34 protein-coding genes are annotated in these 24,268 nt (G+C 70.0%); 26 read left to right on the forward strand and 8 right to left on the reverse strand.

Annotated features, from left to right (window positions below):
• Positions 1-236: 236 nt before the first annotated feature.
• Complete coding sequence (locus tag ACIO1C_RS29735; protein ID WP_401869083.1) at positions 237-419, reverse strand: hypothetical protein; 183 nt, start codon at positions 417-419, stop codon at positions 237-239.
• Positions 420-2,250: 1,831 nt separating this feature from the next.
• Between ACIO1C_RS29735 and ACIO1C_RS29740 the strand changes: the two genes are divergently transcribed.
• The 9 genes from ACIO1C_RS29740 to ACIO1C_RS29780 all read left to right on the forward strand — a co-directional run bounded on the left by ACIO1C_RS29740 (position 2,251) and on the right by ACIO1C_RS29780 (position 5,395).
• Positions 2,251-2,430: a hypothetical protein gene (locus ACIO1C_RS29740; RefSeq protein ID WP_401869085.1), complete on the forward strand. Its 180-nt coding sequence runs from the start codon at positions 2,251-2,253 to the stop codon at positions 2,428-2,430.
• 92 nt (positions 2,431-2,522) lie between these two features.
• Positions 2,523-2,738: a hypothetical protein gene (locus ACIO1C_RS29745; protein WP_401869088.1), complete on the forward strand. Its 216-nt coding sequence runs from the start codon at positions 2,523-2,525 to the stop codon at positions 2,736-2,738.
• An 83-nt stretch (positions 2,739-2,821) separates the two neighbouring features.
• Positions 2,822-3,154, forward strand: coding sequence for a hypothetical protein (locus ACIO1C_RS29750; protein WP_401869089.1), 333 nt, complete (start codon positions 2,822-2,824; stop codon positions 3,152-3,154).
• 112 nt (positions 3,155-3,266) lie between these two features.
• Positions 3,267-3,443 (forward strand): hypothetical protein, encoded by a 177-nt coding sequence (locus ACIO1C_RS29755; RefSeq protein ID WP_401869092.1) that lies wholly within the window; start codon positions 3,267-3,269, stop codon positions 3,441-3,443.
• Positions 3,444-3,485: 42 nt separating this feature from the next.
• A complete protein-coding gene (locus ACIO1C_RS29760) occupies positions 3,486-3,923 on the forward strand; it encodes an HNH endonuclease signature motif containing protein (protein WP_401869094.1) in 438 nt (145 codons plus the stop codon).
• A 108-nt stretch (positions 3,924-4,031) separates the two neighbouring features.
• The gene (locus ACIO1C_RS29765) at positions 4,032-4,256 is read left to right on the forward strand and encodes a hypothetical protein (protein ID WP_401869097.1); all 225 of its coding nucleotides are present in this window, start codon (positions 4,032-4,034) and stop codon (positions 4,254-4,256) included.
• 185 nt (positions 4,257-4,441) lie between these two features.
• Positions 4,442-4,627: a hypothetical protein gene (locus ACIO1C_RS29770; protein WP_401869100.1), complete on the forward strand. Its 186-nt coding sequence runs from the start codon at positions 4,442-4,444 to the stop codon at positions 4,625-4,627.
• Positions 4,628-4,806: 179 nt separating this feature from the next.
• Entirely contained in the window at positions 4,807-5,187 is a 381-nt protein-coding gene (locus ACIO1C_RS29775) for a hypothetical protein (RefSeq protein WP_401869103.1), read from the forward strand.
• A gap of 70 nt (positions 5,188-5,257) precedes the next feature.
• Complete coding sequence (locus ACIO1C_RS29780) at positions 5,258-5,395, forward strand: hypothetical protein (RefSeq protein WP_401869105.1); 138 nt, start codon at positions 5,258-5,260, stop codon at positions 5,393-5,395.
• On the opposite strand, the gene ACIO1C_RS29785 is transcribed toward ACIO1C_RS29780, so the two are convergent.
• Positions 5,392-5,622: a GntR family transcriptional regulator gene (locus tag ACIO1C_RS29785; protein ID WP_401869108.1), complete on the reverse strand. Its 231-nt coding sequence runs from the start codon at positions 5,620-5,622 to the stop codon at positions 5,392-5,394. The genes ACIO1C_RS29780 and ACIO1C_RS29785 overlap by 4 nt on opposite strands.
• A gap of 143 nt (positions 5,623-5,765) precedes the next feature.
• On the opposite strand from ACIO1C_RS29785, the gene ACIO1C_RS29790 reads away from it, so the two are divergent.
• The 8 genes from ACIO1C_RS29790 to ACIO1C_RS29825 all read left to right on the forward strand — a co-directional run bounded on the left by ACIO1C_RS29790 (position 5,766) and on the right by ACIO1C_RS29825 (position 9,939).
• Positions 5,766-6,026 carry a hypothetical protein gene (locus ACIO1C_RS29790; protein ID WP_401869110.1) on the forward strand — a complete coding sequence of 87 codons (261 nt, stop codon included), beginning with the start codon at positions 5,766-5,768 and terminating at the stop codon, positions 6,024-6,026.
• A gap of 3 nt (positions 6,027-6,029) precedes the next feature.
• On the forward strand, positions 6,030-6,287 hold the full coding sequence (locus ACIO1C_RS29795; protein WP_401869112.1) for a hypothetical protein: 258 nt from the start codon (positions 6,030-6,032) through the stop codon (positions 6,285-6,287).
• A gap of 525 nt (positions 6,288-6,812) precedes the next feature.
• Positions 6,813-7,697 (forward strand): hypothetical protein, encoded by an 885-nt coding sequence (locus tag ACIO1C_RS29800; RefSeq protein WP_401869114.1) that lies wholly within the window; start codon positions 6,813-6,815, stop codon positions 7,695-7,697.
• Positions 7,694-7,927, forward strand: a complete 234-nt coding sequence (locus ACIO1C_RS29805) for a hypothetical protein (protein WP_401869116.1) — start codon at positions 7,694-7,696, stop codon at positions 7,925-7,927. The genes ACIO1C_RS29800 and ACIO1C_RS29805 overlap by 4 nt, the downstream gene beginning before the upstream one ends.
• Positions 7,924-8,190, forward strand: coding sequence for a hypothetical protein (locus ACIO1C_RS29810; RefSeq protein ID WP_401869119.1), 267 nt, complete (start codon positions 7,924-7,926; stop codon positions 8,188-8,190). Before ACIO1C_RS29805 ends, ACIO1C_RS29810 begins: the two co-directional genes overlap by 4 nt.
• Before the next feature lie 182 nt (positions 8,191-8,372).
• Positions 8,373-8,651, forward strand: coding sequence for a helix-turn-helix domain-containing protein (locus ACIO1C_RS29815; protein ID WP_401869121.1), 279 nt, complete (start codon positions 8,373-8,375; stop codon positions 8,649-8,651).
• Positions 8,578-9,135, forward strand: a complete 558-nt coding sequence (locus ACIO1C_RS29820) for a hypothetical protein (protein WP_401869124.1) — start codon at positions 8,578-8,580, stop codon at positions 9,133-9,135. The genes ACIO1C_RS29815 and ACIO1C_RS29820 overlap by 74 nt, the downstream gene beginning before the upstream one ends.
• Before the next feature lie 183 nt (positions 9,136-9,318).
• On the forward strand, positions 9,319-9,939 hold the full coding sequence (locus tag ACIO1C_RS29825; protein ID WP_401869126.1) for a thymidine kinase: 621 nt from the start codon (positions 9,319-9,321) through the stop codon (positions 9,937-9,939).
• Here ACIO1C_RS29825 and ACIO1C_RS29830 read toward each other — a convergent pair.
• The gene (locus ACIO1C_RS29830) at positions 9,907-10,761 is read right to left on the reverse strand and encodes a VOC family protein (RefSeq protein WP_401869129.1); all 855 of its coding nucleotides are present in this window, start codon (positions 10,759-10,761) and stop codon (positions 9,907-9,909) included. The genes ACIO1C_RS29825 and ACIO1C_RS29830 overlap by 33 nt on opposite strands.
• A gap of 59 nt (positions 10,762-10,820) precedes the next feature.
• Here ACIO1C_RS29830 and ACIO1C_RS29835 point away from each other — a divergent pair, with 59 nt between their 5' ends.
• The gene (locus ACIO1C_RS29835) at positions 10,821-11,651 is read left to right on the forward strand and encodes a sulfurtransferase (protein ID WP_401869131.1); all 831 of its coding nucleotides are present in this window, start codon (positions 10,821-10,823) and stop codon (positions 11,649-11,651) included.
• 115 nt (positions 11,652-11,766) lie between these two features.
• Here ACIO1C_RS29835 and sepH read toward each other — a convergent pair whose 3' ends face one another.
• Entirely contained in the window at positions 11,767-12,801 is a 1,035-nt protein-coding gene (gene sepH / locus ACIO1C_RS29840; protein ID WP_401869133.1) for a septation protein SepH, read from the reverse strand.
• 350 nt (positions 12,802-13,151) lie between these two features.
• On the opposite strand from sepH, the gene ACIO1C_RS29845 reads away from it, so the two are divergent.
• On the forward strand, positions 13,152-14,027 hold the full coding sequence (locus ACIO1C_RS29845) for a hypothetical protein (RefSeq protein WP_401869135.1): 876 nt from the start codon (positions 13,152-13,154) through the stop codon (positions 14,025-14,027).
• On the opposite strand, the gene ACIO1C_RS29850 is transcribed toward ACIO1C_RS29845, so the two are convergent.
• Positions 14,014-15,345 carry a D-arabinono-1,4-lactone oxidase gene (locus ACIO1C_RS29850; RefSeq protein WP_401869138.1) on the reverse strand — a complete coding sequence of 444 codons (1,332 nt, stop codon included), beginning with the start codon at positions 15,343-15,345 and terminating at the stop codon, positions 14,014-14,016. The genes ACIO1C_RS29845 and ACIO1C_RS29850 overlap by 14 nt on opposite strands.
• Positions 15,299-16,552: an MFS transporter gene (locus tag ACIO1C_RS29855; protein WP_401869141.1), complete on the reverse strand. Its 1,254-nt coding sequence runs from the start codon at positions 16,550-16,552 to the stop codon at positions 15,299-15,301. The genes ACIO1C_RS29850 and ACIO1C_RS29855 overlap by 47 nt, the downstream gene beginning before the upstream one ends.
• A gap of 215 nt (positions 16,553-16,767) precedes the next feature.
• Here ACIO1C_RS29855 and ACIO1C_RS29860 point away from each other — a divergent pair, with 215 nt between their 5' ends.
• Positions 16,768-17,895 carry a ferrochelatase gene (locus ACIO1C_RS29860; RefSeq protein ID WP_401869144.1) on the forward strand — a complete coding sequence of 376 codons (1,128 nt, stop codon included), beginning with the start codon at positions 16,768-16,770 and terminating at the stop codon, positions 17,893-17,895.
• A 98-nt stretch (positions 17,896-17,993) separates the two neighbouring features.
• Positions 17,994-18,770 carry an inositol monophosphatase family protein gene (locus tag ACIO1C_RS29865; RefSeq protein WP_401869214.1) on the forward strand — a complete coding sequence of 259 codons (777 nt, stop codon included), beginning with the start codon at positions 17,994-17,996 and terminating at the stop codon, positions 18,768-18,770.
• A gap of 212 nt (positions 18,771-18,982) precedes the next feature.
• On the opposite strand, the gene ACIO1C_RS29870 is transcribed toward ACIO1C_RS29865, so the two are convergent.
• On the reverse strand, positions 18,983-19,156 hold the full coding sequence (locus ACIO1C_RS29870) for a hypothetical protein (RefSeq protein ID WP_167025849.1): 174 nt from the start codon (positions 19,154-19,156) through the stop codon (positions 18,983-18,985).
• 379 nt (positions 19,157-19,535) lie between these two features.
• On the opposite strand from ACIO1C_RS29870, the gene ACIO1C_RS29875 reads away from it, so the two are divergent.
• The 4 genes from ACIO1C_RS29875 to ACIO1C_RS29890 all read left to right on the forward strand — a co-directional run bounded on the left by ACIO1C_RS29875 (position 19,536) and on the right by ACIO1C_RS29890 (position 23,059).
• Complete coding sequence (locus ACIO1C_RS29875; RefSeq protein ID WP_161312429.1) at positions 19,536-20,189, forward strand: response regulator transcription factor; 654 nt, start codon at positions 19,536-19,538, stop codon at positions 20,187-20,189.
• A 5-nt stretch (positions 20,190-20,194) separates the two neighbouring features.
• Positions 20,195-21,430, forward strand: a complete 1,236-nt coding sequence (locus tag ACIO1C_RS29880; protein WP_401869147.1) for a sensor histidine kinase — start codon at positions 20,195-20,197, stop codon at positions 21,428-21,430.
• A gap of 405 nt (positions 21,431-21,835) precedes the next feature.
• The gene (locus tag ACIO1C_RS29885) at positions 21,836-22,132 is read left to right on the forward strand and encodes a DUF4193 domain-containing protein (RefSeq protein WP_030350183.1); all 297 of its coding nucleotides are present in this window, start codon (positions 21,836-21,838) and stop codon (positions 22,130-22,132) included.
• A gap of 12 nt (positions 22,133-22,144) precedes the next feature.
• Positions 22,145-23,059: a hypothetical protein gene (locus ACIO1C_RS29890; RefSeq protein ID WP_401869150.1), complete on the forward strand. Its 915-nt coding sequence runs from the start codon at positions 22,145-22,147 to the stop codon at positions 23,057-23,059.
• A gap of 90 nt (positions 23,060-23,149) precedes the next feature.
• Here the strand turns inward: ACIO1C_RS29890 and ACIO1C_RS29895 are convergent, their stop codons facing one another.
• On the reverse strand, positions 23,150-23,608 hold the full coding sequence (locus ACIO1C_RS29895) for a DUF3093 domain-containing protein (RefSeq protein WP_401869153.1): 459 nt from the start codon (positions 23,606-23,608) through the stop codon (positions 23,150-23,152).
• Positions 23,609-23,751: 143 nt separating this feature from the next.
• Between ACIO1C_RS29895 and dut the strand changes: the two genes are divergently transcribed.
• Entirely contained in the window at positions 23,752-24,267 is a 516-nt protein-coding gene (gene dut, locus ACIO1C_RS29900) for a dUTP diphosphatase (RefSeq protein WP_401869156.1), read from the forward strand.
• The last annotated feature ends 1 nt before the right edge of the window (position 24,268 follow it).

The raw sequence follows: 24,268 nt of genomic DNA on the forward strand, positions 1-24,268 counted from the left end.
GAAAGCGGCGCTGCGCGCTCAGGTCATCTTGCGGATGCCCCGGGTGTGGCCGCGACGGCGGCCGCCAGTGAATCCCGTGCGGGCCGGATGAAGCGCGGGAGATCGCGCCGCAGAGAGCCCCAAGGTAACGGGACAGTCACAATGTGCCCAGCCCTCCTCGCCCTTGGCGACGGCGATTTCCTCGCCGGGCGCTATCCGTTCGCGGCAAACCCGGCACCAGCCGGAGTAGCGCGCCCTCATGATCCCTGCTCCAGGAAGCCCCGCTGGTCCTTGTCGATCAAGAACTTGATGTACTCCGACATCGCCATTCCGCGACGAGCTGCCTGCTCACGCAGGGTTTGACGCTGCATCGGGTACATGTACACCGTGAACTTCACCAGAGGTGCGGGGGTGTCGGGGGTCTTGAGTCTGGTCGCCATGGCCGGGGAGGGTACGACAGGTAGTACCGGTGGCAAAGCGGAGGGGTGCTCCGCTTCCGGATCTTGACTCAGGGGCTTGACACCCGTATGTTGAATGTCGGCACAGCTGAGCGGCCGTCAGGCCGCTCCGTACGAACGCTCAAGACCCGGTCCCCAAGACCGGGTCTTTTCGCGTTGCGGAGCGGGTCTGAAACCCGCTCACACGCTAGGGGCTTTAGCAGCGATCGATGGGGTTGCACCATCGATCGAGCGAGGCACCCCGGTTTAACACCGGGGGGTCAAAGGGGACAAAGCGGGGCCCAAAGGGCCCAGCACGCAAGAGAGCGCGCGCGCAAGCGCGCGGAAAGGGTGCCTCGCTCGATGAAGCGAGGCGGACAACCCCGCATCTCCCGATGCGGTGCTGCCCCCATGCGTAGCGGTGAGCCTTCGGCTCACACATAGCTGATGGCCTACGGCCATCCGCTGCGCACCATGTGCGCACGCATGCGTGTGTGCTCCGCACACACAGCTCACGCGTACAGCTGTGTGCACTCACGTGCACACACATGCTGATGACCTTCGGTCATCCGCTCACGCATGCGCACCGACGTGCGCATGAGCGTGGGTGGCCACCATGTGGCCACAGCTGCGCTCGCATGTCGCAGGACAGGGTCCTGCTCCTGCTCACGCCGATCCGTCGTACCGACAGCCCCCTCCGGGGGCGTGCGTCGGAAGGGGGGAGCAGTGCCCCCGAGGGGCACAGCCGACGGCCTGCGGCCGTCAGCTCGCGCGTACGCGCGCGTGAGGACACTCCTCTGCTACGCCGCACGCTTCCGCCGGCCGTCAGGCCCGGCGCTCCTGTGTGCCCGCGTACGGCCTCGCGCCGTACGACCCGCGCCCCTTCGAGCCCAAGTGCCCCCACAGGGCGCCTGTGCGCCCTGCCAGCGCCCTTGCGGGCCCGCCCATGACCGTGCATCAGGACTCGCGTTCCCCCTGGTCAGCACCCGTTCACACGGGGTGTGACCGGATCGCGCCCTTGCGTGTCTTCACGTCTCGCCCACGACCGTGGATCTTGCGCTCAAGGCCAAAGCAGCTTTCAAAGTGAATCCGGTTCAGAAAGTCGCCCCCGCTAAGGCAACCCTCATAAGCGCAGTTCAGAGCGCTGGTTCAAAAGAATCATGAAGAAGTCTTCCCGACCCTCTTGCCAAAGAGCTTTGGCACAGTGCAGTCTTAGGTCATCGCCAAGGGGAACCCCGAAACGGGAAGAACTTGGACGATACGCAGGGCAAGAACGAGCCAGTCTTCACTACTCGTTCACATGACCAACAACAGGACAGCAGGGATGGGCATCAGTGGCTCGGAGTCTCCGCACGGAGACGCTCCACTGATCACGCCAGAAGCCAATGCGGCCCCTGCGTACTGCACATACGCAACGTCCACCCGTAGGCGCTTCGAGGCGTCAGGCGGGTGAGTGCAAGGCACTGAGAGCGCGTTCCCGAGTGGGTTACCCCCACGTTGACCGGCGCAGCGATAGGACGTCGCAGTACAACGCGCCCCTTCAAGTGGGGCGCGGCAACACCACAAGACATTGACGGGCCGTCTCCTGCGGGGTACGGCGCGCCGGCCGCCATACCGGCGCCGCCCCTTCAACGGGGTCCTGGCAGCGCGTCAAAACCGCGTCAGGGGCTCGCAGAGTGCTACAGCGCAACGCACTGAGGTGCGTGGGGTTGTAGCGCAGGTCATCGATCACGAAGTGACGCGATGACCATGTGCGGCCCGTCACTCGTCATGTGGGCAGGGCTTGATCTCCCTGCTCGCTTGATGAGTCGTCTGATCACTGGAGAGGGATCACATGAAGCGCAAGAGCATCGACATGAGCACGGCCACTCCCGAGCAGCTTGCGGAGGCTCGCTACTGGGTGAAGGACGCCTTCGCCAACGGCGATGACGACTGGACGGACGAAGACATCGTCCAGGGCACGAACAACCACTACGAGGGCGGATGGGCCCAGTTCATCGCTGACGTCGCCTGAGCGACTGTCGAGCCATCGGGTGCGCGGAAAGAGAGAGCCGCGCGCCCCCTTGGCTTTGCAGAGCGCGAAGCGTGATTCGAGAGAGGGATCACATGTCGCACGAGATCAGCGAAGAGTCCCGGACCGCGTTCATCGACGCGTTCGGGGACGAGGTCACGGCGCGGGACACCGCGCCCAGCATGACGTGCTCCGAGGTGGACGCGATGGCGTCCATGCTCACCGCCCTGGGCGCCCCCGAGGTCGCCAAGGAGTGGCTGCTCGCCCATGCGGACGACGACCCCGAAGAGGGCGACACGCACGGCATCTGAGTACGACCCGCTTGATGGGCAAGTCACCCGGCCGCCCGGCTTGATCCCCGGGCGGCTTGATCAGCCTTGGAGAGGAACTGATCATGGAGCAGCGCAACTTCCGGACGGCCCGCACGGCCGTTCGTGTGCATGAACTCACGGACGGAATGCTCGTCCACGCTCGCAACGCGGCGGACAGCAGCTACCTCGCACAGACCGTGTGGCCTTCGCGTTTCATCGGCGAGGACTACCTCGGCCACGGGTGCTTGGTCGTCACGGCCTACGCCGTGACGGACCGAGTTCCGGAGGGCGTCGCCAAGGGGGCCGAGCCCCTGCTGACCGTCCTGCCGGCGAACTACCTGCGCGACACCGCTGCCGCTGCCGAGGCGCACCGCCTCGGCCAGTGCAGCTCCTACTGCCGCTTCCCGGGCCACTGACCAACCGCCGGAGCATCGGGCGCACCTCGGAGAGGGGTGCGCCCCCTTGCTTCTACGGCTGGAAGCACGGTCCGAGGATCAGTCGGACCGTGATCTCTTGGAGAGGGAGATCATGTTCACTGTTGACCGCTTCAACAACGTCGGACGCATGTGTACCGCCCCGGGCGACAAGACGCCCCGCACCTGGCGCCTGATGCGCGCCGTCCAGGGTGAGCGCTACATGCTGCGCAACGCCGTGACCGGCGAGTACCGCACGCTCAGCGTGTGGGCGCTCACGTCGCTTTACTGACCTGTAGCGCCATCGGGTGCCCGTACGAGAGGACGGCACCGCTTGAAACTCACAGAGAGCGACGAACGTCGCTTCTGGTCCAAGGTGGCCCTCCCCGACCGGGAGGGCTGCATGCTGTGGACTGCGTCCACCACCACCAAAGGCTACGGACGGATCAGGATCGGCGCGCATCACGCAGCCGCTCACCGCGTCTCGTACGTACTCGCCTATGGCGAGATTCCCGCTGGACTCCAGCTGGATCACCTGTGCCGCGTGCGGCACTGTGTGGCGCCGCTTCATCTAGAAGCGGTGACCAACCGCGAGAACGTGCGACGTGGCCTTGCCGGGGCGGTCAAGCGCGCCCAGACCCACTGCAAGCGCGGTCATGAGTTCACGCCCGAGAACACGCGCCTCCGGCCCAACGGCACGCGGCTTTGCCGCACTTGCGCACTGCTTGCCGTTCACGCCCATCGGGCGCGAGCGCGTAAGGCTCTTCTGTAAGAGCCATCGAGCAGCCGTCTTGTACGGCTGCTCTTTTGGTTCCGCAGCGGACCACGCCCCGAGCTTGATCACTCGGAGTGACCATGCCCATGGAGAGGGGCGAGCATCATGCTCAGCATCATCGATCCAGTCATCCGGGAGCGATCCTGGCGGTTCAACCGCGTCATTTCGGAGGAGACCCTCCGCGAGGACATGCACCACGCGAAGCGGTCGCACGCCACGGTCAACGTGTGGGACGGGGAGGACCGCAAGGGCCAGCCGCTCGTGATCGTGTGGGTCGCCGGCCGCAGGGCCGGACGCCTGTTCTCCGCGTTCGAGATCGCGGGACGGTGAGCGGCGTGAAGGTTCTGCTGCTTAAGCCCGGCGCCCGGGTGGAGACGATCTGGCCCACCCTTGGCGTTCACGTGCGAGGGACGCTGCTTGCCGTCACCAACGGCGGGCGCCTCGGTTACGTGCGCTTGGACTCGACAGGGCGTAGCTACCTTGTGTCCGCCGAAGAGATCGCGGGGCGGTAGCCCGTGGACCTTGACGAGCTGCGCCAGCGTCTCCCACGCCGCTGGCTCTACGTTTCCGCGAGTGAGCGCGAGGTGCCCCGCAACAGCGGGGAGGCCGCGATCTACAGCGTGAAGTACCTCACCAAACGCGAGGGCAACGCCCTCGGCACGGAGCCGTTCAAGCCTCGCCTGGACTGGCTCCCCGGATAGACCAGCCCGGTTCCCCCGCCGGGCTACCAGGGCCCTCCCGCTATCCCCTGGCGGGAGGGCCCGCCCCTTCACCCCCTGTCTTGAAGTGCCGCGCGCTCCGATTACCTCTCCGTCGTTGTAGCGCGCGGTTCTTGACGGCACGGGGCCGTCCGATCACCGACTCCTTGGAGAGGAAGTCAATGAACGAGATCGATTACGCGGCACGCGTCGCCAAGGGCGCCGCCCTGCTGGACGAGAAGCGCCCCGGATGGGAGCGCGAGGTCGACCTGGACGTGCTCGACATCGCGAACGGCGCGGTCTGTGTGACCGCGCAGCTCAGCGGGAGGAGCGACTTCCGCACCGGCATGAAGCAGTTGGACCTGACGTCCGGCGACGATGGCACGTACGTCCTGCATGGCTTCAACGCGGAGAGCGCCGATACGCCGGAGGCGTACGGACTGGACGACACCAAGGACTCGGACGTTGTCCTAGACGCCCAGAACGCCGCTTACGACACGCTCAACACCCTCTGGCGCGCCCTGATCACGACGCGTCTGGCCGTCCCGTCGGACGGCGCGTGACTCATGAACTCCCCCTACTCGCCCGTGACGTGAGTCCGGGCGGGCTGGGGGCCAAGGAGAGGGAGCCAAGGTGAAGCAGGAACGCGTCCAGCGGCCGATGAGAGCGGCCAGCACGAAGCGCACGCAGCAGGAGCGGGAGGACGGCGAGAGAGGCCGTCAGGAGGTCCGTGAGGACGTCCGCCGTGTCTGGTTCGGCGAGGACGCCTAGTCCTCGGAGACGAAGCTCCCTAAGCCCGGGATGGTGTAGATCAAGCCCTCCGCGCGGAGGGCGCGCAGCACCTTCTGCCCGGTCGCCTGGGCGATCCCGAACTCGGCCCCCAGCTGGATCACGGACGGCACACGAGTGCCGGGCGCGTAGGTGCCGTCGGAGATGCGTTTACGCAGCTCTTCGGCTACCTGGATCCAGCGCGGGACGTCGTGGACGAAGATGATCACGCAGGGAACCTAGGCGCGATTGGCGCGTCAGGCGAGATTAGAACGCCTAGCATGCCTGGCACGCCTGGATCGGGCACGCGGCTGACAGCGCCAGGGATCGCGCGCCATGATGTCCGTACACATGGATCCACGGAGAGGAAGCCATGACGTACAAGTACAAGGTCACGCTCGACGGCGCCGTACTGGCGCAGGGCGGCATGAGAGAGGTCCAGGCCGCCTCGGCCGAGGCCGTGACGGGGTTGCTGGCGCAGGACCCCGACGGGGTCGCCATGAGCGCCGCACAGGCGAACAGGGACTTCCAGGACGGGGCGGTGGAGGCCGCCCTCGCGGCTGCCGGCGAGTACCGCTGCCCCTTCTGGGTGAAGGGCGTGCCGAGCACGCTCATCGTCACCAGGGAGGGCTGAGCGATGCTGCGCTACAAGATCAGCTTCGATATCACGCGGTCCTGGTGGGTGATCTACGATCGCACGCTCTTCGCGGAGTGCGCGATCACGGAGGAGGACGGAACGGTCCGTCCGCTCCGCTGGGCCGTCCCGAACGGGGACGTTCACGCCCCTGAGGGCGAGCGGGCGCTCAAGCAGGCCACCGCGTGGTTGAAGCACTGCTACCGCACATGGGGCGCCGTGCCGACGGTCGAAGCCCGCCATCCCGCGAACATCGTCTAGTACCACGTACGACCCGGAGCCCCTGCCACGCGGTGGGGGCTCCGCCATGGACAGCAGACCGGTCGGTTCTCGCCGGTACGCGGCTCAGTAGGCCGCGCGAGGTCATGCCTCAGGGGTTCGACTCCCCGCTGTTCACGAGGGTTGGGAGTGCCCCTCTTGAAGCCTCCCTGGGTCCGGAACGGCGGGCGCCACCGCCGAGACGGACAGGACCGTGCTGGAGCTGCCCTATCAGCGCGCACGCTGGGGTTCATGGACCCCGGTTCGCGGTTCGATCCCGCGAGGTCCACCGGACTGTGGGACACATCCAAGAGGAACGCCGGCCACCTCAAGGGGTGGAACGCCCCGAAGGGCCCGGCCAGCGCCTCCGGTGGAGCGAAAGTCCGAGTGAGGCACGCGTCAACCCCACCCCAGGAGACGCCTGTAGCGAGGTCTGGCCAGCCTGAACTCAAACCAAGTGGCCGACCGGAGCCCCTGCCATAGTGAGATGGCAGGGGCTCCTTTCATTCCAGGGAGAGGAAGCCGCGCATGACGATCGAGAGAGAGCGTCCCGTCAGGGACGAGTTGGTCCCGGAGAACAGCCGGTTTCATCTGCCCAGCGTGCCGAGCATCATCACGGTGACGCCCGACATGGCGTCCGACTGGGTGTCGTACCGCAACCACCCGCTCAACCGGCCGCTGTCGGCGGCCGTCACCGCCAAGTACCAGGCGGACATGACCGGAGGGCGCTTCCGGGAAGCGACCCCCGAGGGGTACATCTTCGACACCACGGGCCGGATCATCTCCGGCCAGCACCGCATGAAGGCGCAGGCCAACGGCAACGTCACGCTCCGCATGTGGATTTTCCCTGGCGAGCCCCGCGACATCTTCGAAGTCGTGGACCAGGGCTACAAGCGCACCGCCGCGCACGTGCTGCGCGTGCCGTACGCCACGAGCCTCGCAGCAGCGTCCCGCCACCTGGCGGCGCTGACAGACAATGACCCGTGGGGCATGCCGCGCTTCCCGAAGATCACCACACCGGAGATCGTGGCCACGTTCCACGCCTGGCCCGAGCTGACGCGCTTCGGCGCATCCGGGCATGCGTGCTGGCGTGAGGCCGGCATCCCGGCGGGGCCGCACCTGGCCGCGCTCGCGCAGGCCACGCGTACGGAGTACGCCCCGGACATCAGTACATGGATCGAGGGTGTCCATACGGGCGCCGGCCTGGAGGCCGGTGACCCCCGGCTCCTCCTGCGTCGACGCTTCCACGTCGGCCTCGCGAGCGACAAGGGCCGCCGCGACCACGCGTACGCGCTCGTCGTGAAGGCGTGGAACGCCCACGTCCAGGGTGAGTCGCTGAACGTCCTGTCGTGGCGCAGCACGGAGCGCCTGCCGCGCGTCATCGGCTTCGAGTTCGGCAAGGGGGAGGCGTGAGCACCCCCACGAGGGCCGAGAAGCGCCGCGCGATGGCGCGGCTTGAGAAGCTGTACGAGGCCGCCGAGACGGCCGCCGAGGATCTCCTCGTGGCCATCTACGACGCCGAGCTTGCTGGCGTCCTGAGCCAGGCGAACGTGGCCGCCGCCATCGGCGGCGTATCGCCCTCCGCCATCAGGGGCCGCGCGCTCAAGGGCAAGAAGATCGCGGAGGAGAGGAAGCAGACGTGAGCGTCGCTCTCGCAGCCCAGACCCCGCTGCCTCTACGCACCGGCGCAGCGGTGATCCTCCCACCCCGCCAGGGGTGGCTGTCACCGACGTACGGGATGGTCACGCGGGTGCTCTCCCCCCACAAGGTCCAGGTCGTCGTCACCGCAGACAGCGGTGGCAGGCGCAAGGGCACCCGGCACGACATGCCCAGCACGCGCGTCCAGTCGCGCGAGCGGGGCCAGCACCGCAAGCCGTCACGCACGCGCTTCTGGAGGCACGCGTAACGATTCGCGATGACCGAGTTCGATGCATGATGTCCCCCTCGTGCTCACGTTCGGTTAAGTTCCTGCCAAGACGTGTGTGCGGCAGCGGAGAGCCCTTCACCCGCCGCACACTGTTTTCGCGCTGCCACCGACCGACCACATAGGAGACCCCCACAGTCATGCCGCCGAAAAGGAAGATCGCCATGCCAGATCATGTGAGATCGGCGCTGCTGGAAGAACTCCAGCTCGGCCACGAGGCCGCCGTGCAGGCGGACGAGCGAGACAAGATCCGCATTTACCTCGCGACCGAGCAGGGGCTCACGACATACGAGATCGCGGACGAGTTGGGGGTCACGGCTCAGACCGTCAGCAACTGGCGCACCCGTGGCCGGGAGATGCGGGAGAAGCGTGAGCAAACGAGAGCAGAGCGCCGTGGAAGCGGTGCTGACGGACCCGGAGAACGAGAACCGAACGGGAGCTGAGGTCGCCGAGCGCGTCATCGACGCGCTCGACACCGTCAGAGCCACGACACACCGCATGGCCGTCGTCGGCCAGTTGCGGTACGAGGCCTCAGGACCGCTCCACACGGTCGTCCTGGGGCCTTTCAGCGCACGGGGCATCCTGGACTCCAAGGAGAAGTTCGAGCGAGCCGTTGAGGGCGGTCCCGCCGCACGCGGCGTGGGCCAGCAGCTCGCCTGGGACACCAAGACCGGCAAGGGGGACGGGCGCTTCCTTCTCGCGCCGGCGTTCCTCAAACCGCGCGACGCGTGGGACTTCTTCCGGGGCGACGTCCCCGCAGAAGTCGTGCACGAGGCGCTGGAGCACCTGCCCCGGCAGGTCGGGCCCGTGTGCTCGTGCGGCCTGCGGGCCGCACCGAACTGCCGCTTCTGCGGGCAGACCTACGAGCGGCACTGCCCGCTCCACGATTCCGGAGCGGAAGTCCACCGGTGCCGTAGAGCACCGTAGGGAGACGTCATGAGGGACAGAGCGATAAGCCCGGAGGCCGCCAGAGAATGGCTGCTTGAGCACCTCTCGTCCGCCCCTGAGCGTGACGACGAGTGGTACCGACGAGTACTCAACATCTGTGGAGCGCCAAGCGACTTGCAGGCTCCGCCTGCTAGCTTTGTACCTCATGGAGACTCTTAGTAGATGGACTGCGGGAAGAGCACGCTGGCCCTCCAGATCGGGCACAACCGTTCGGCGCGTGGGCTCCAGGGCGTGATCTTCACGCGTGACGACCGGGCGGGCGAGGGCAAGCTGTCCTCCCGTCTGGGCCTGGTCACGGACGCCGTCGAGGCCGACGAGGACATGGACCTGTACGCCTACCTCGTCGACCACATCACCCGCGGCGGCCGCGCCGACCACGTGATCGTGGACGAGGCGCAGTTCCTCGCCCCGCGCCAGATCGACCAGCTCGCCCGGATCGTCGACGACCTCAACCTGGACGTCTTCGCCTTCGGCATCACCACCGACTTCCGTACGAAGCTGTTCCCGGGGTCCCAGCGCCTGATCGAGCTGGCCGACCGTATCGAGGCCCTCCAGGTCGAGGCCATGTGCTGGTGCGGCGCGCGGGCGACCCACAACGCGAGGACGGTCGGCGGCCGGATGGTGGTCGAGGGCGCGCAGGTGGTGGTGGGGGATGTGCACCACTCGACGGGGGACGTCGGTTACGAGGTGCTCTGCCGGCGCCACCACCGCCGCAGGATGACCAGCGCGGCTTCCCACGCGGGCGCGCTGTCACCGGACGTCCTGCCCGTCACCTCCGGTTGACCGTTCGGTCCCACCCTCCGGTGACCGTACGGTCCTGTCCGGTGACCGTACGATTCCGAAGAGCGCGCCCTCCGGGTCCGTGACGATCGCGGTCCGCCCGTGCGCGCCGTCCCGGGGCGCCCGCAGCACCTGGCCTCCCCGCTCGGTCACCAGCAGCGCGGCGGCGTCCGTGTCGTCGACCTCGAAGTAAACGATCCAGTGCGGGTGCCGCTCCCGGAAGCGGCCGCTGCCGATGCCGTGCAGCGAGGCCACCGGCGTGCCCGCCAGCGCCAGCGTCTGGACGTCCGGGCCGGAACCGTCGCCCCCCGCCGGGCCCGCCGCGCTCTCGTCGTACGCGAACAGGCCCCGGTAGAACGCGCCGATGGACGCCGTCTCCGGCGTGATCAGCTCGCACCAGACGGGGGTGCCGTGCGGCCCGGAGACCATCGTGCCGACATGGGTGCCCGCCTCCCAGATCCCGAACAGCGCGCCCGCCGGGTCCGACGCGATGCACAGCCGCCCGGCCTGCCCCGCCGCCAGCGGCGGGACCGCGACCGTACCCCCGTTGGTCCTGATCGCGCGTGCCGTCGTGTCGGCGTCGTCCGACGCCAGGTACGTGGACCAGGCGACGCGGAGCATCGGGTTGGGCTGGAGCTGGCCGATGCCCGCGATCTCGTCGTCGCCGATCCGGCCCCGCACGTACAGCCCCAGTTCGGGCGGTCCCGGCGCGAACTCCCAGCCGAACAGGGCGCCGTAGAACGCCTCGGTCGCGGGCACGTCGTGCACCATCAGGCTGACCCAGCAGGGTGTGCCGGGGGTACGCCGGACCGGTGCGTCGGTCATCGTCACTGCTCCTCGGACCGTTGTGGTGGCCGTACGGAAGGATGCGCGAGGATGCATCCATGACTGCCATCATCTCTGCCGCCCAACTCGCGAGCGAGTCAGCCGGGCCGCGACCGCCCGTACTCCTGGATGTGCGCTGGAGCCTGGGCGGGCCTCCCGGGCGTCCCGCGTACGACGCGGGGCATCTGCCGGGCGCCGTCTACATCGACCTCGACACGGAGCTGGCGGGCCCGGCCGGCGCCGGCGGCCGGCACCCGCTGCCGGGTGTGGCGGCCTTCGGCGCGGTGATGCGCCGGGCCGGCGTCTCGGCGGACACGCCCGTGGTGGTGTACGACGGCGGACAGGGCTGGGCGGCGGCCCGCGCCTGGTGGCTGCTGCGCTGGACCGGGCACCTGGACGTACGGGTCCTGGACGGCGGTCTCGCGGCCTGGACCGGCCCGCTCTCCACCGACACCCCGTCTCCGGCCGAGGGCGATTTCGCGCCGGTGCCGGGCGGGATGCCGCTGCTGGACGCGGACGGCGCGGCGGCGCTGGCGGACGAGGGCCTGCTGCTGGACGCGCGGGCGGCGGAGCGCTATCGCGGGGACGTGGAGCCGATCGACCGGGTCGGCGGCCACATCCCGGGCGCGGTGTCCGCCCCGACGACGGAGAACGTGGCCGAGGACGGGAGCTTCCTGCCCGCCGACCGCCTCGCGGCCCGTTTCGGCGCGCTGGGAGCCACGGAGGAGACCAAGAACGTGGGCGTGTACTGCGGCTCGGGTGTCTCCGGAGCGCATGAGGTGCTGGCCCTGGAGATCGCCGGACACCGGGCGGCCCTGTACGCGGGCTCCTGGTCGGAGTGGTCCTCGGACGAGTCCCGCCCGGTCGCCACGGGCCCGGACCCGCGCTAGGGCCTGTGCCTGATCCGTACGACGGCGTGAGTCCGGCCCGTACGACAGGAGGAGCGCCGCCCACGTACGGGCGGCGCTCCTCCCAGGTGTCTGACCAGCCCTGTCGGGCTTCCGACTAGTCCTGCTTCTTCCGTCTCGTACCGAACACGATCTCGTCCCAGCTCGGCACGGCCGCCCGGCGGCCCGGGCGAACGCCGTCCGCCTCCGCCTGGCGGTCCGTCGTGCCCGTGAGCCGGTCGCGATGACCTGCCACGGAGCGGGGCATCAGCACGTCCGCGTACGCCGAACCGGCACCGGCCGACGCGGCGGGCGCGACCGGTTCCTCCTCGTCCGGGGCCGGCCCCGGATCCACGTCCGGCGGCTCGGGCGGCGCGGGCCGCTCGGGCACCACCATGTCGCCCCGGAAGCTGGGCACCGCCTCCAGCAGGCTGGTCAGCGAGTCCCGCTCGCTCTCGTCCGACTCGGGCGGCGAGGCACGCTCGGGCCCCCGGTCGAGTGCGCGGTCCATCGGCCGGTCACGCGGCAGCCGGGCGATCCGGGGCACGAACGGGAAGCTCGGCTCCTTCGTGGCGAGCGTGTCGTCCGTGTCACCGATCAGCGCGCGCGCCTCGTCGTCGACGGCCTGGACGAGCCGCCGGGGCGGGTCGTACGTCCAGCTCGCCGAGTGCGGCTCACCCGCGACCAGGTAGACCAGCAGGACTTCCCAGGTGCCGTCGTCGCGGCGCCAGGAGTCCCACTGGACGGTCTCCTTCTCCGCGCCACGCAGCGTCAGGCGCTCCTGCACGGCCTCACCGAGCTGGGGTCCCGCGTTCTCACCGGGCCGGCGTACGGGGGTCTTCCTGGCCCGTTCGGCCATGAAGGCGCGCTCCGCCAGCACCGGGCCCTCGAACCGGCGGACCCGGTCCACCGGGATGCCGGCGTGCTGCGCGACCTCCTCGGCGGAGGCGCCCGCCCGTATCCGGGCCTGGATGTCACGAGGCCGGAGATGGCTCTCCACCTCGATCTCGATCTGGCCGAGCCGGGCGCGGTCGTTGCGGACGGCAGCCCGGAGGCGCTCGTCGATCGGAAGCGTGTATTCCGTGCTGTCCGCAGCCTTGAGCACCAGTCGTGTGCCGTCGTTGGAGACGGCCACGACACGCAGTTCGGGCATGGGGACCTCCCGGGTGGTGCCTGCCGACGTCACGTGCGTCGCTGCTTCCGCTAGTCGAGTGTGACCTGCCCGGGTGCAGCCTGCCACAACCTTGCCGTGCTGCCCGGCGTGTCGGGCAAGTGCCCTGGATCGCGGGAGTCCGGCCCCAGGGCTCGCCACAGTACTCCATTTGGGCCATGCGGGTGGAGCGGCACGCCGCCCAAGTTCTCCACCGGCACGGGAGTTGGGCCCGGGCAACCGTCGCACACGCGTGTCAAGCTTCACACAATCCACAGAAGCGGAACGATTCCCTTCGCTCAACGGTCCCTTCCTGGTGCAGGGTGGGACAGATGGGTCGGCAGGGGGTGGAGATGGACCAGAGGAAGACCGACGGCAGGTACGAGGAAGAGGACCAGGGAGAGATCGACGCAAAACTGACACAGAAGCGGCTGGATCTGAGTGTGCCGCAGGTCGCGGGCAGCGCGGTCGCGGCGATCACGGCGGCCGTGCTCGCCTCCCAGCTCGGCGTGTACGGCACGATCATCGGCGCCGGCGTCGTCAGCGTGGTCGCCACCTGCGGGGCGTCGGTCTTCCAGCACGTCTTCCGGCGCACCGGCGAGCAGATACGCGTGGTGACGGTCCAGGCGAAGCCGAAGGGCCGTCAGGTGCCGGCCGCCCCGACATCGCTACGGAAGGCTCAACCGCGCGGGACCCCGGACGGAGAGTTCGGCAAGGCCACCGGGGAGTTCGGCGAGGCCACCGTCCACGGCACGCGGGTCCGCGGGTGGAAGCGCCCCGTCCGGGCGGCCGTCGTGGTCTTCCTGGTGGCGATGATCGGCATCACCGGCTTTGAACTGATCTCGGGCCGCGATCTCAGCGGCGGCAAGGGGACCACCGTCGGGACCGTCGTCGGCGGCGGCCACGACCGGTCCGCCCCCTCCCGGTCACCCGGCGACACCCCAAACCCGGGCCAGGACCCCGGCACCACGCCCGGCACCGACAGCGGTGGGGAATCCGGCGGCGGTACGGACCCGGCGACACCTTCGCCCGGCACCACCCCCGGCGGAGGTACGGGCCAGAACGGCGGCGGCACCCCGCCCGCGTCCCCGGCCCCCACCCCGTCGCCCTCGCACTCCGCCACCACCCCGCCCGCGGAAACGCCCCCGCACACGCCCCCGCCCCCGCACACGACCCCGGACACGACCCCGGCCCCGGCCGCGCCCCCGACAGGCGTCAGTCCCCGATGACCCGCCGCAGATAGTCGTTCCCGAAGAGGCGGTCCGGGTCGAGCCGGTCCCGTACGGCCGTGAACTCGCCGAAGCGCGGATACACCCCCGCCAGATACGCCGCGTCCCGGGTGTGGACCTTGCCCCAGTGCGGCCGGCCGCCGTACGCGACCATGATCCGCTCCACCGCGGTGAAGTACGAGCGGTGGGGCGTGCCCCGGTACAGATGCACCGCGATGTACGCGCTCTCCCGCCCCGACGCGGTCGACAGCGGGATGTCGTCGGCGGGCGCCGTCCGGACCTCCACCGGGAAGCTGATCTTCAGCGGCGACCGCTCGACCATCGCCTTGACCTCGCGCAACGCCTCCACCACGTGCTCCCGGGGGAGGGCGTACTCCATCTCCAGAAAACGCACCCGGCGCGGAGAAGTGAAGACCTTGTAAGGGATGTCCGTGTACGTACGGGCCGACATGACGCGGCTGGAGACCCGCGCGAGCGGCGGGATGACCATGGGTACGGCCTTGCCGACCGAACAGACGACCTCGAAGAGACCGTTGGCGAGGAACTCGTCCTCCACCCAGCCGCTGACCCGGCCCAGCGGGGCGGGCAGCCCCGCGCTGCGGTTGTTCCGCTTGGTACTGCAATTCCCCGTGTGCGGGAACCAGTAGAACTCGAAGTGCTCGTTCTCCGCGACGTGCTGGTCGAACTCGGCCGTGACCCGGTCGAAGCTCATCGGTTCCTCACGCGCCGTCAGCAGGAAGACCGGCTCGACGGCGAACGTGACCGCCGTGATCACCCCCAGCGCGCCGAGGCCCACCCGGGCCGCGGCGAAGACGTCCGCGTTCTCCTCCGCCGAGCACCGCAGCAGCGAGCCGTCGGCGGTGAGCAGCTCCAGCGCCCGCACCTGCGCGGCGATCGACGCCGACTCGCGGCCGGTGCCGTGTGTGCCGGTGGATATCGCGCCCGCGACGGTCTGTTCCATGATGTCGCCCATATTGGTGAGCGACAGCCCCTCCCTGGCCAGCGCCGCGTTCAGCCGCTTCAGCGGGGTCCCCGCCTCGACCGTGACGGTGGCCGGGCTCCCGGTCCTGTCGATCTCCCGGATGCCGGTGAGCAGGTCGGGCCGTATCCGTACCCCGTCGGTGGCCGCCACGGCGGTGAACGAGTGCCCCGTACCGCCGGCCTTCACCTTCAGCCCGTCGGCGGCGGCCCTGCGGACGACCGCGGACAGCTCGTCCACGGAGGCGGGGGAGACCGTACGGGCGGGCCGGGCGGTGACGTTGCCCGCCCAGTTACGCCACGCGGTCCTGCTCGTCGTGTCTGTACGGTCGTTGCTCATCCGGCCCGTGCCCTCCCCGAACAGTGACCGGCTCGCGCAGCCGGCGGTACCCCAGGAACGCCACCGCGGCCGCGAGCGCTCCCGCCACGGCGGGCACCGCGTACCCCGCCCGTGTCCCGGCCTCGTCCACCACCCGGCCGGCGGTCGAGGCGCCGAGCGCGACGCCGACCGCGAGCCCGGTGGTCGTCCAGCTCATGCCCTCGGTCAGCTTGCTGCGCGGTACGTGCGCTTCGACCAGGGCCATGGTGCTGACCATCGTCGGTGCGACGGACAGGCCCGAGACGAAGAGCGCCACGGCCAGAAACGGCAGGTTCCCGGCCAGTTGGAGGGGGATCATACTCAGCGCCATCACACCGACCCCCACCACCCACCCCCGGGCGGGCGGGCCCTTCACGTGCACCAGCCCGAACACCATCCCCGCCAGGCACGATCCGCACGCGTAGCCGGCCAGCACCAGACTGGCCGCGGCCTTGTGCCCCCGCTCGTCCGCGAAGGCGACCGTCACCACGTCCACGGCCCCGAAGATCGCCCCCGTCGCGACGAAGGTGGCCACCAGCACCCGCAGCCCGGGGGAGCGCAGCGCGCCGCCGCGGATGTGCCGCTCGCACGGCTGCGGTACGGGTTCGGTCGCGCGCTGCGCCGTCAGCCAGAGCACCCCGGCCACCAGGAAGACACCGGCGAGCAGCGGACCCGCCTCGGGGAACCACGCGGTGGAGAGCCCGATGGAGACGATCGGGCCGACGATGAAGCACAGCTCGTCCATGATCGATTCCCACGCGTGCGCGGTGTGCAGGGCGCGGGGAGAGCCACGGAGGATCGCCGCCCAGCGGGCCCGGACCATCGCCCCGACGCCCGGTATGCAGCCCCCGGCCACGGCGAAGACGAACAGCGTCCACACCGGGGCGCCCCGATGGGCGCAGACCAGCAGGCCCGCGATGCCGGCCGCCGCGACCAGGGTCGCCGGGCGCAGGACCCGCCGCTGCCCGTACCGGTCGGCCAGCCGGGACATCTGCGGGCCCGCCACGGCCTCGGCGGCGGCGAGGGTGGCGGCCAGCGCGCCGGCCAGGCCGTACCGCCCGGTGAGCTGGGAGATCATCGTCACGACGCCGATGCCGAGCATCGCGAACGGCAGTCTGCCGAGCAGACCGGCGGCGCTGAAACCCCTGGTCCCGGGAGCGGAGAAGATCGAGCGGTAGGAACTGAGCACACGACGCTCCGGCGGGGAATCACTCAGGGGGATCGCTGAGGCGCCCACAGCCTACGGTCGGATCACGGGCGTGCCCATCGCTTTTTCCGCCGCTCGTCCGCCGCCGGTCCGCTGCCGACCCGGCGCCGGTCCGCCGCCGGGTCGGGCGGCGGAAAGACACCCGCCCGAGGGGGCGCGGTGGTCCGTCGTACCCCGGCGGATGGCAGGATCAAAACATGCCCGAACAGCACCCGACCACCCCGTACGACGCCCTGCTCCTGCTGTCCTTCGGTGGCCCCGAAGGACCGGACGCCGTGGTTCCGTTCCTGGCCAATGTGACCAAGGGCCGCGGCATCCCCGAGGAGCGGCTCAAGGAAGTGGGCCAGCACTACTTCCTGTTCGGGGGCGTCAGCCCGATCAACGAACAGAACCGCGCCCTCCTGGACGCGCTGCGCGAGGACTTCGCCGCGCACGACGTGGACCTGCCGGTCTACTGGGGGAACCGGAACTGGGCGCCCTACCTCACCGACACCCTGCGGGAGATGGCCAAGGACGGCCGGCGCCGGATCGCCGTCCTCGCCACCAGCGCGTACGCCTCCTACTCGGGCTGCCGCCAGTACCGCGAGAACCTCGCCGACGCCCTCGCCACCCTCGTCGGCGAGGGGATCGAACCGCCCCGCGTGGACAAGCTGCGGCACTACTTCAACCACCCCGGCTTCCTGCGCCCCATGATCGACAGCGTGATCGCCTCCCTGGCCGACCTGCCCGAGGACGTACGGGCGGGGGCGCACCTCGCCTTCACCACCCACTCCGTCCCGACCGCGGCGGCCGACACCTCGGGCCCCGTGGAGGAGCACGGCGACGGCGGTGCCTATGTCGCCCAGCACCTCGACGCCGCGCGGGTGATCGTGGAGGCCGTCCGCGCGGAGACCGGCGTCGAGCACCCCTGGCGGCTCGTCTACCAGTCGCGCAGCGGCGCCCCCCACATCCCCTGGCTCGAACCGGACATCTGCGACCACCTGGAGACGCTGAGTGAACAGGGCGTCCCCGCCGTCGTGATGGCCCCCATCGGTTTTGTCTCGGACCACATGGAGGTCCTGTACGACCTCGACACCGAGGCCACCGCCAAGGCCGCGGAGCTGGGCCTGCCCGTCCGCCGCTCGGCCACCGTGGGCGCGGACCCGCGCTTCGCGGCGGCCGTACGTGATCTCCTGCTGGAGCGCGCCGCCGCCGAACGGGGGCGGCCGGTGGAGCGCTGCGCCCTGGGCGCGCTCGGGCCCAGCCACGACCTCTGCCCGGTCGGTTGCTGCCCGGCCCGGGCCCCGCGGCCCGCCGCCGCGGGCGCCGACAGTCCGTACGCCTGAAGGAGCCCGCTGTGACCGACGCCCCGCACGACGCCCCGCACGATCCCTCGCACGACGTACCCGCCGACGCACCGGCCACCGACCCCCTCACGGGTGAACTGCTGACCCTGGCCCTGGAGGCCGCGCGGCGCGCGGGCGCGCTCCTGCGCGACGGCCGGCCGGACGACCTCACCGTCGCCGCCACGAAGTCCAGCCCCATCGACGTGGTCACCGAGATGGACATCGCCGCCGAGAAGCTGATCACCGGCTACCTGGCCGAACACCGCCCCGACGACGGCTTCCTCGGCGAGGAGGGCGCCAGCTCGGCCGGCACCAGTGGCATCCGCTGGGTCATCGACCCGCTGGACGGCACGGTGAACTACCTCTACGGCCTGCCGACCTGGTCCGTGTCGATCGCCGCCGAGCGGGACGGGGAGCGGCTGGTGGGCGTGGTGGAGATCCCGATGCGCCGCGAGACCTTCCGGGCCGTCCTCGGCGGCGGCGCCTTCCTGAACGACCGGCCCGTCCGCTGCCGCCCGGCCCCGCCGCTGGAGCGCGCCCTGGTGTCGACGGGCTTCAACTACGTCACCACCGTCCGCGCCCACCAGGCGGACATCGCCGGCCGGCTGATCCCGCGGCTCAGGGACATCCGGCGGGGCGGCTCGGCCGCCGTCGATCTCTGCGACGTCGCGGCGGGCCGGCTGGACGGCTACTACGAGCGTGGGCTGCACCCGTGGGACCTGGCGGCCGGGGACCTGATCGCGCGGGAGGCGGGCGCGCTCACGGGCGGCCGGCCCGGCGAGCGGCCGGCGTGGGACCTGACGGTGGCCGCCCCGCCCGGTGTGTTCGAGCCGCTCCAGACACTGCTGGAGGAGTACGGCGCCTGGCACGACTGAGGGGCAAGGGCCCGGCACGTACGTACGACCGGATACGGCCCCCCGCCCGTCCGGGCACACGGAACAGCCCCGATGCCGTCCCCTCGGCACCGGGGCTGTTCTCAGTGGTGTCATCCGTGTGATGCGTGTGCTTCGTGTGTTTTTTCAGCGGTGTTCATCAGTGTTCAGTGGTGGTGGTGCGTTGCTTGGTGGTGCTGCGTCGTACGGGCTGGTCAGACGCTGGCCGCGCCGACCTCCACGCCATGTTCCGCGGCGAGCCGGCGCAGATCGTCCAGCTCTTCCTGCTCGACGTCCGCGAGGAAGTCGTCTCCCGCTTCCCGGGCATGTGTGAGATCAGTTTCCGTGGCTTTTATACGCTGAAGCAGCCCTGCGGTGAATGCGTCCATTGCGCCCCCTCGTCGTGGGTCAGTGGCACGGGGGTGTGCCGACGTCGTGGTCGATGGCACGGGGGTGTGCCGACGGCGGGTGATCACGCGCCCACTGCCTTCTGGGGGGCAGTTGTGGGACCTGACATGCCACAAACAGGGCGTGATCTCGGATGTGAAGTCGTTTTCCCCAGGCTCCGTCTTCAAGAAACCTCAACTCTTCAAAGAATCCTGAGTATTCCCGTCGTGCCCGGTGGGGGCCGTGCGCCGTGCGGCGACAGGGGCCCGGTCTCGTCTTACCGCCGGTTTATGGGCGTAGCGGGCAGGATGGAGGCGCACACCCAGTGCGACGACCTGCCCTGATCCCAGGTGACGGGCGACCAGAGGAAGGAACAGCGACGTGCGCGTACTCGTCGTCGAGGACGAGCAGCTGCTCGCCGATGCGGTGGCCACCGGACTGCGCCGGGAGGCCATGGCCGTCGACGTCGTGTACGACGGCGCGGCCGCCCTGGAGAGGATCGGGGTCAACGACTACGACGTGGTGGTGCTCGACCGCGACCTCCCCCTGGTGCACGGCGACGACGTCTGCCGGCGGATCGTGGAGCTGGGGGTGCCCACCCGGGTCCTCATGCTCACCGCCTCGGGCGACGTCAGCGACCGGGTCGAGGGACTGGAGCTGGGCGCGGACGACTATCTGCCCAAGCCCTTCGCCTTCACCGAGCTGACCGCCCGCGTCCGCGCGCTCGGCCGGCGCACGACGGTGCCGCTGCCGCCGGTCCTGGAGCGCTCGGGGATCAAGCTCGACCCGAACCGCCGCGAGGTCTTCCGGGAGGGCAAGGAGATCCAGCTCGCCCCCAAGGAGTTCGCGGTGCTGGAGGTCCTGATGCGCAGCGAGGGCGCGGTCGTCTCGGCCGAGCAGCTGCTGGAGAAGGCGTGGGACGAGAACACGGACCCGTTCACGAACGTCGTGCGCGTCACGGTCATGACCCTGCGCCGCAAGCTGGCGGAACCGCCCGTGATCGTCACGGTCCCCGGTTCGGGTTACCGGATCTGACGCGGATGGCGACCAACCCGGTGCCGCCCTCGGCACCTCCGAAGCCGACCTGGGACCCCAGGCGGCCCGACCAGACGCTGCCGTGGGTGCGTCCGACGATCCGCATACGTCTCACGCTGCTGTACGGCGGGATGTTCCTGATCGCCGGGATCCTGCTGCTCTCGATCATCTATCTGCTCGCGGCGCAGGCCCTGCACGTGGGCAGCAACCTCCCCTTCAAGATCGTCTCGGGGTCGGTGAGCAGCGACACCTGTTCGTTCCCGAACGACCGGCCCACCCCCGACGAGTTCAACGCGGCGATCAACAGCTGCGTCAACCACCAGCGCGCCCAGGCGCTCGACGACCTGCTCACCCGCTCACTCTTCGCCCTGGTCGGCCTGAGCATCATCGCGTTCGCCTTCGGGTACGCGATGGCGGGCCGCGTGCTCTCGCCGCTGGGCCGGATCACCCGTACCGCACGCCGCGTGGTCGGCTCCGACCTCTCCCGCCGGATCGAGCTGGACGGCCCGGACGACGAACTGAAGGAGCTCGCGGACACGTTCGACGAGATGCTGGAGCGGCTGGAGCGTGCCTTCACGGCGCAGCAGCGCTTCGTCGCGAACGCGTCCCACGAACTGCGTACGCCCCTCGCGATCAACCGGACCCTGCTGGAGGTCCACCTCTCGGACCCCGGCGCCCCGAGTGAACTCCAGCAGCTCGGCAAGACGTTGCTGGCGACCAACGAGCGCAGCGAGCAGCTGGTGGAGGGTCTGCTGCTGCTCGCCCGCAGTGACAACCAGCTGGTGGAGCGAAAACCGGTCGATCTCGCCGAGGTGGCCGACCGCGCGGTCGACCAGACCCTCGGTGAGGCCCAGGAGAAGAACGTCGTCATCCGCGGGGAGCGGTCGCCCGCGGTGGTCCAGGGCAACGGGGTCCTGCTGGAGCGGATCGCGCTGAACCTGGTCCAGAACGCCGTCCGGTACAACGTGCCGGAGGACGGCTGGGTGGAGGTCACGACCGCGCTGGAGCCGGGACAGGCGGTCCTGGTGGTGTCGAACACCGGTCCGGTCGTTCCCGCTTACGAGATCGACAATCTTTTCGAACCGTTCCGCCGGCTCCGTACCGAACGGACCGGCAGCGACAAGGGCGTGGGCCTCGGCCTGTCGATCGCCCGGTCCGTGGCCCGGGCCCACGGCGGCCGTATCATCGCGGAGCCCCGCGAGGGCGGTGGCCTCGTGATGCGGGTCACCCTCCCGGTCTGAGATGCTGCTCGCGGCATTCCGGACGAGGCTGGCTTTTGTTCGCTTTGCGCGGAATTTTCGGGGCCCCTGCCAGGTTGGGGCTTGTGTGATCGATCACAGGGTCGAATTCACGCCCATCCACTCTCTGTGATCAAGCCACCTTCGGAAAGCCGGTAAAGTCCGGGTTTCCAGGGCCCCGGATCACGGGAAGTACACGGGGTGGCGCCCGTGTAGCACGACCTCAGGACCGTGTACGGTCCCCTTCGCCACCCGAAGTCGATCACTCAGCAGGAGTGCGATTGGGTGTCGATTGAGTAACAGACCTTGATGTGAGGCAAAATCTCCGCCTCAGGTCGGGCACAAGTCCGGCCTCTCACGCGTTACGTGCGCTGGAGACACCACAGAAACCCAGAGGGGGAGAGCGACATGGCAACGGATTACGACACCCCACGCAAGACCGATGACGACGTCGATCAGGACAGCCTTGAGGAACTGAAGGCCCGTCGGAACGACAAGTCGACCTCAGCGGTCGACGTCGACGAGTTCGAGCAGGCTGAAGGCCTGGAGCTGCCCGGCGCGGATCTCTCCAACGAGGAGCTTTCCGTCCGTGTGCTGCCCCGTCAGGCCGACGAGTTCACCTGCATGAGCTGCTTCCTGGTGCACCACCGCAGCCAGTTGGCCAGGGAGAAGAACGGTCAGCCGATCTGCCGCGACTGCGACTAGGGCGGGCCGGCCGTGACAGGCGACTCACCGTCCCGGAAACGGCGCTTCGGCCCTGCGGGTCCACCGGAGGCGTTCGAGAGCGGCTCAGGCCCGGCAGGAGGCCCTCAGCCTCCCGCCGAGCACGCCGCTCTCCTGCTCCTTCCGGACCCGGACGACGACGAGCGAGGCCTGCCGGTCTCGCTCGAAGCGGCCCAGGACGACCACGACGGCCCCAGGACCAAGGGCCGGCGCCTGGCAGCCGTCACACGGGGAGTACGCAAAGGAGGCGTGGGCGCCAAGGCGGCGCTCGGCCATCTCGCCGACCGGATCATCGAGAACGCTCCTCGGGTCCCGGTCCGCGATCTGGCGACGCTTCGCCGCCAGTTCCCGGGTCTCGGACCCGAGGAACTGGCCGACAAGCTGATCGCGGGCGCCGCGAACGGCAGTTCGACGGTGGGCGCGGGCATCGGCGCGGCGGCGATGCTGCCCGTGCCGCCCGCGATGCCCGCCGAGCTGGCGGCGGAGATCACCGCCGTCGCCGCGATCGAGCTCAAGCTCATCGCCGAGCTGCACGAGGTCTACGGACAGCGGCCGCCCGGCACGGTCAAGGAGCGCGGCTTCGCCTATCTGACCGCGTGGACGGAGGAGCGCGGGGTCGACGTCACGCGTCCGTCGACGATCAACAGCGCGCTGAGCGGCCGGATGAAGCGCGAGCTGCGCCAGCAGATCATGAAGCGCACCGTCCGCAGCCTGCCGAACCTGGTCCCGTTCATGATCGGCGCCGCCGTCGGCGCGATGATGAACCGCCGGGACACCCAGAAGGTCGCCGGGCGCGTCCGCAAGGACCTGCGCTCGCGGCAGGTGCCCTGGGAGGCACTGCCCGAGCTGCCCCCGCTGGAGCAGCCCAGGGAGCTGCCGCCCGAGCTGCCCGAGGAGCTGGGGCCCTGAGCGGGCCGGCCCCCTCCGCCGGCGCCTGAGCCGGCCGCCCGGTCCTCGGGCGCACAGCCGGCCTCGGGGCATACGGGCGGTCTCGGGCGCTCAGCCCGTTCGTACCGCTTCCAGCGCCGCCGCCAGCGCCCGCGGGTTCCTGGTGGACAGGTAGAGGTACGGAGTCGCGTCGTCCGGATCCGTGACCGGGATCCGCAGCGCGGTCGGCACATAGCTGCGGAGCAGCATGAAGGCCCGGGGATCGGCCTTGTGCAGCCGCCAGGCCCGCGCCTCCTCCTCGTCCAGCTCCTCGGCCTCGCCGAGCGCCGTGACCGGGATCCGGGCGTCGCCCGCGACGAGGGAGTCCGCCACGACCCGGATCCGCACGGATCCGTAGGAGCTGACCAGCACGGCGGCGAAGGCCCCCGCGACGATCACTCCGCCCAGCAGCGGCAGTGGCCCGAGAGGCAGCAGGATCAGACCGCCCGCGACCCCGGTGAGGGCGGCGATCGCCCACCAGGAAGGGGGCGCGGTCAGACGTTCGTCGTAGCGCGTGGCGGATGGCTCCATGGGCGCAAGCTTGGCACGGTGCTGTCCGGGGACCACCGCGCGGGTAAGGTCTGCGGCTGTGAGTAACGTGCCGCCACTGTTCCGCCACCGGTCCGCCGCCGGCGGACCGCGCCAGGCGCCCCCCGCGCCGTCGAGGTGAACCCATGAGCCGTCCCCCCGTTGACGTACTGATCCGCCGGGTCGATCCCGAGGTCCCGCTGCCCGCGTACGGGCATCCCGGCGACGCCGGGGTCGATCTGGTGACCACCGAGGCCGCCGAGCTGGCCCCGGGCGAGCGGGCCGTGCTGCCGACGGGGGTGTCGATCGCGCTGCCCGACGGGTACGCGGCCTTCGTGCACCCGCGCTCGGGGCTGGCCGCCCGCTGCGGTGTCGCCCTGGTGAATGCCCCAGGGACCGTGGATGCCGGGTACCGTGGAGAGATCAAGGTGATCGTGGTGAATCTCGATCCGCGCGAGGGTGTGCGGTTCGAACGATTCGACAGGATTGCCCAATTGGTCGTCCAGCAGGTCGAGAAGGTGCGCTTCCACGAGGTGGCGGAGCTTCCCGGGTCCGCGCGGGCCGAAGGGGGCTTCGGGTCCACCGGGGGCCACGCCTCCGTGGGCGGCGCACAGGGTGGGAATCGATACGCTTCGGTCGTATCAGACCGGGAAGGACAGTAAC

The organism is Streptomyces sp. NPDC087420, from assembly GCF_044744165.1.
Taxonomy (GTDB): Bacteria; Actinomycetota; Actinomycetes; order Streptomycetales; family Streptomycetaceae; genus Streptomyces.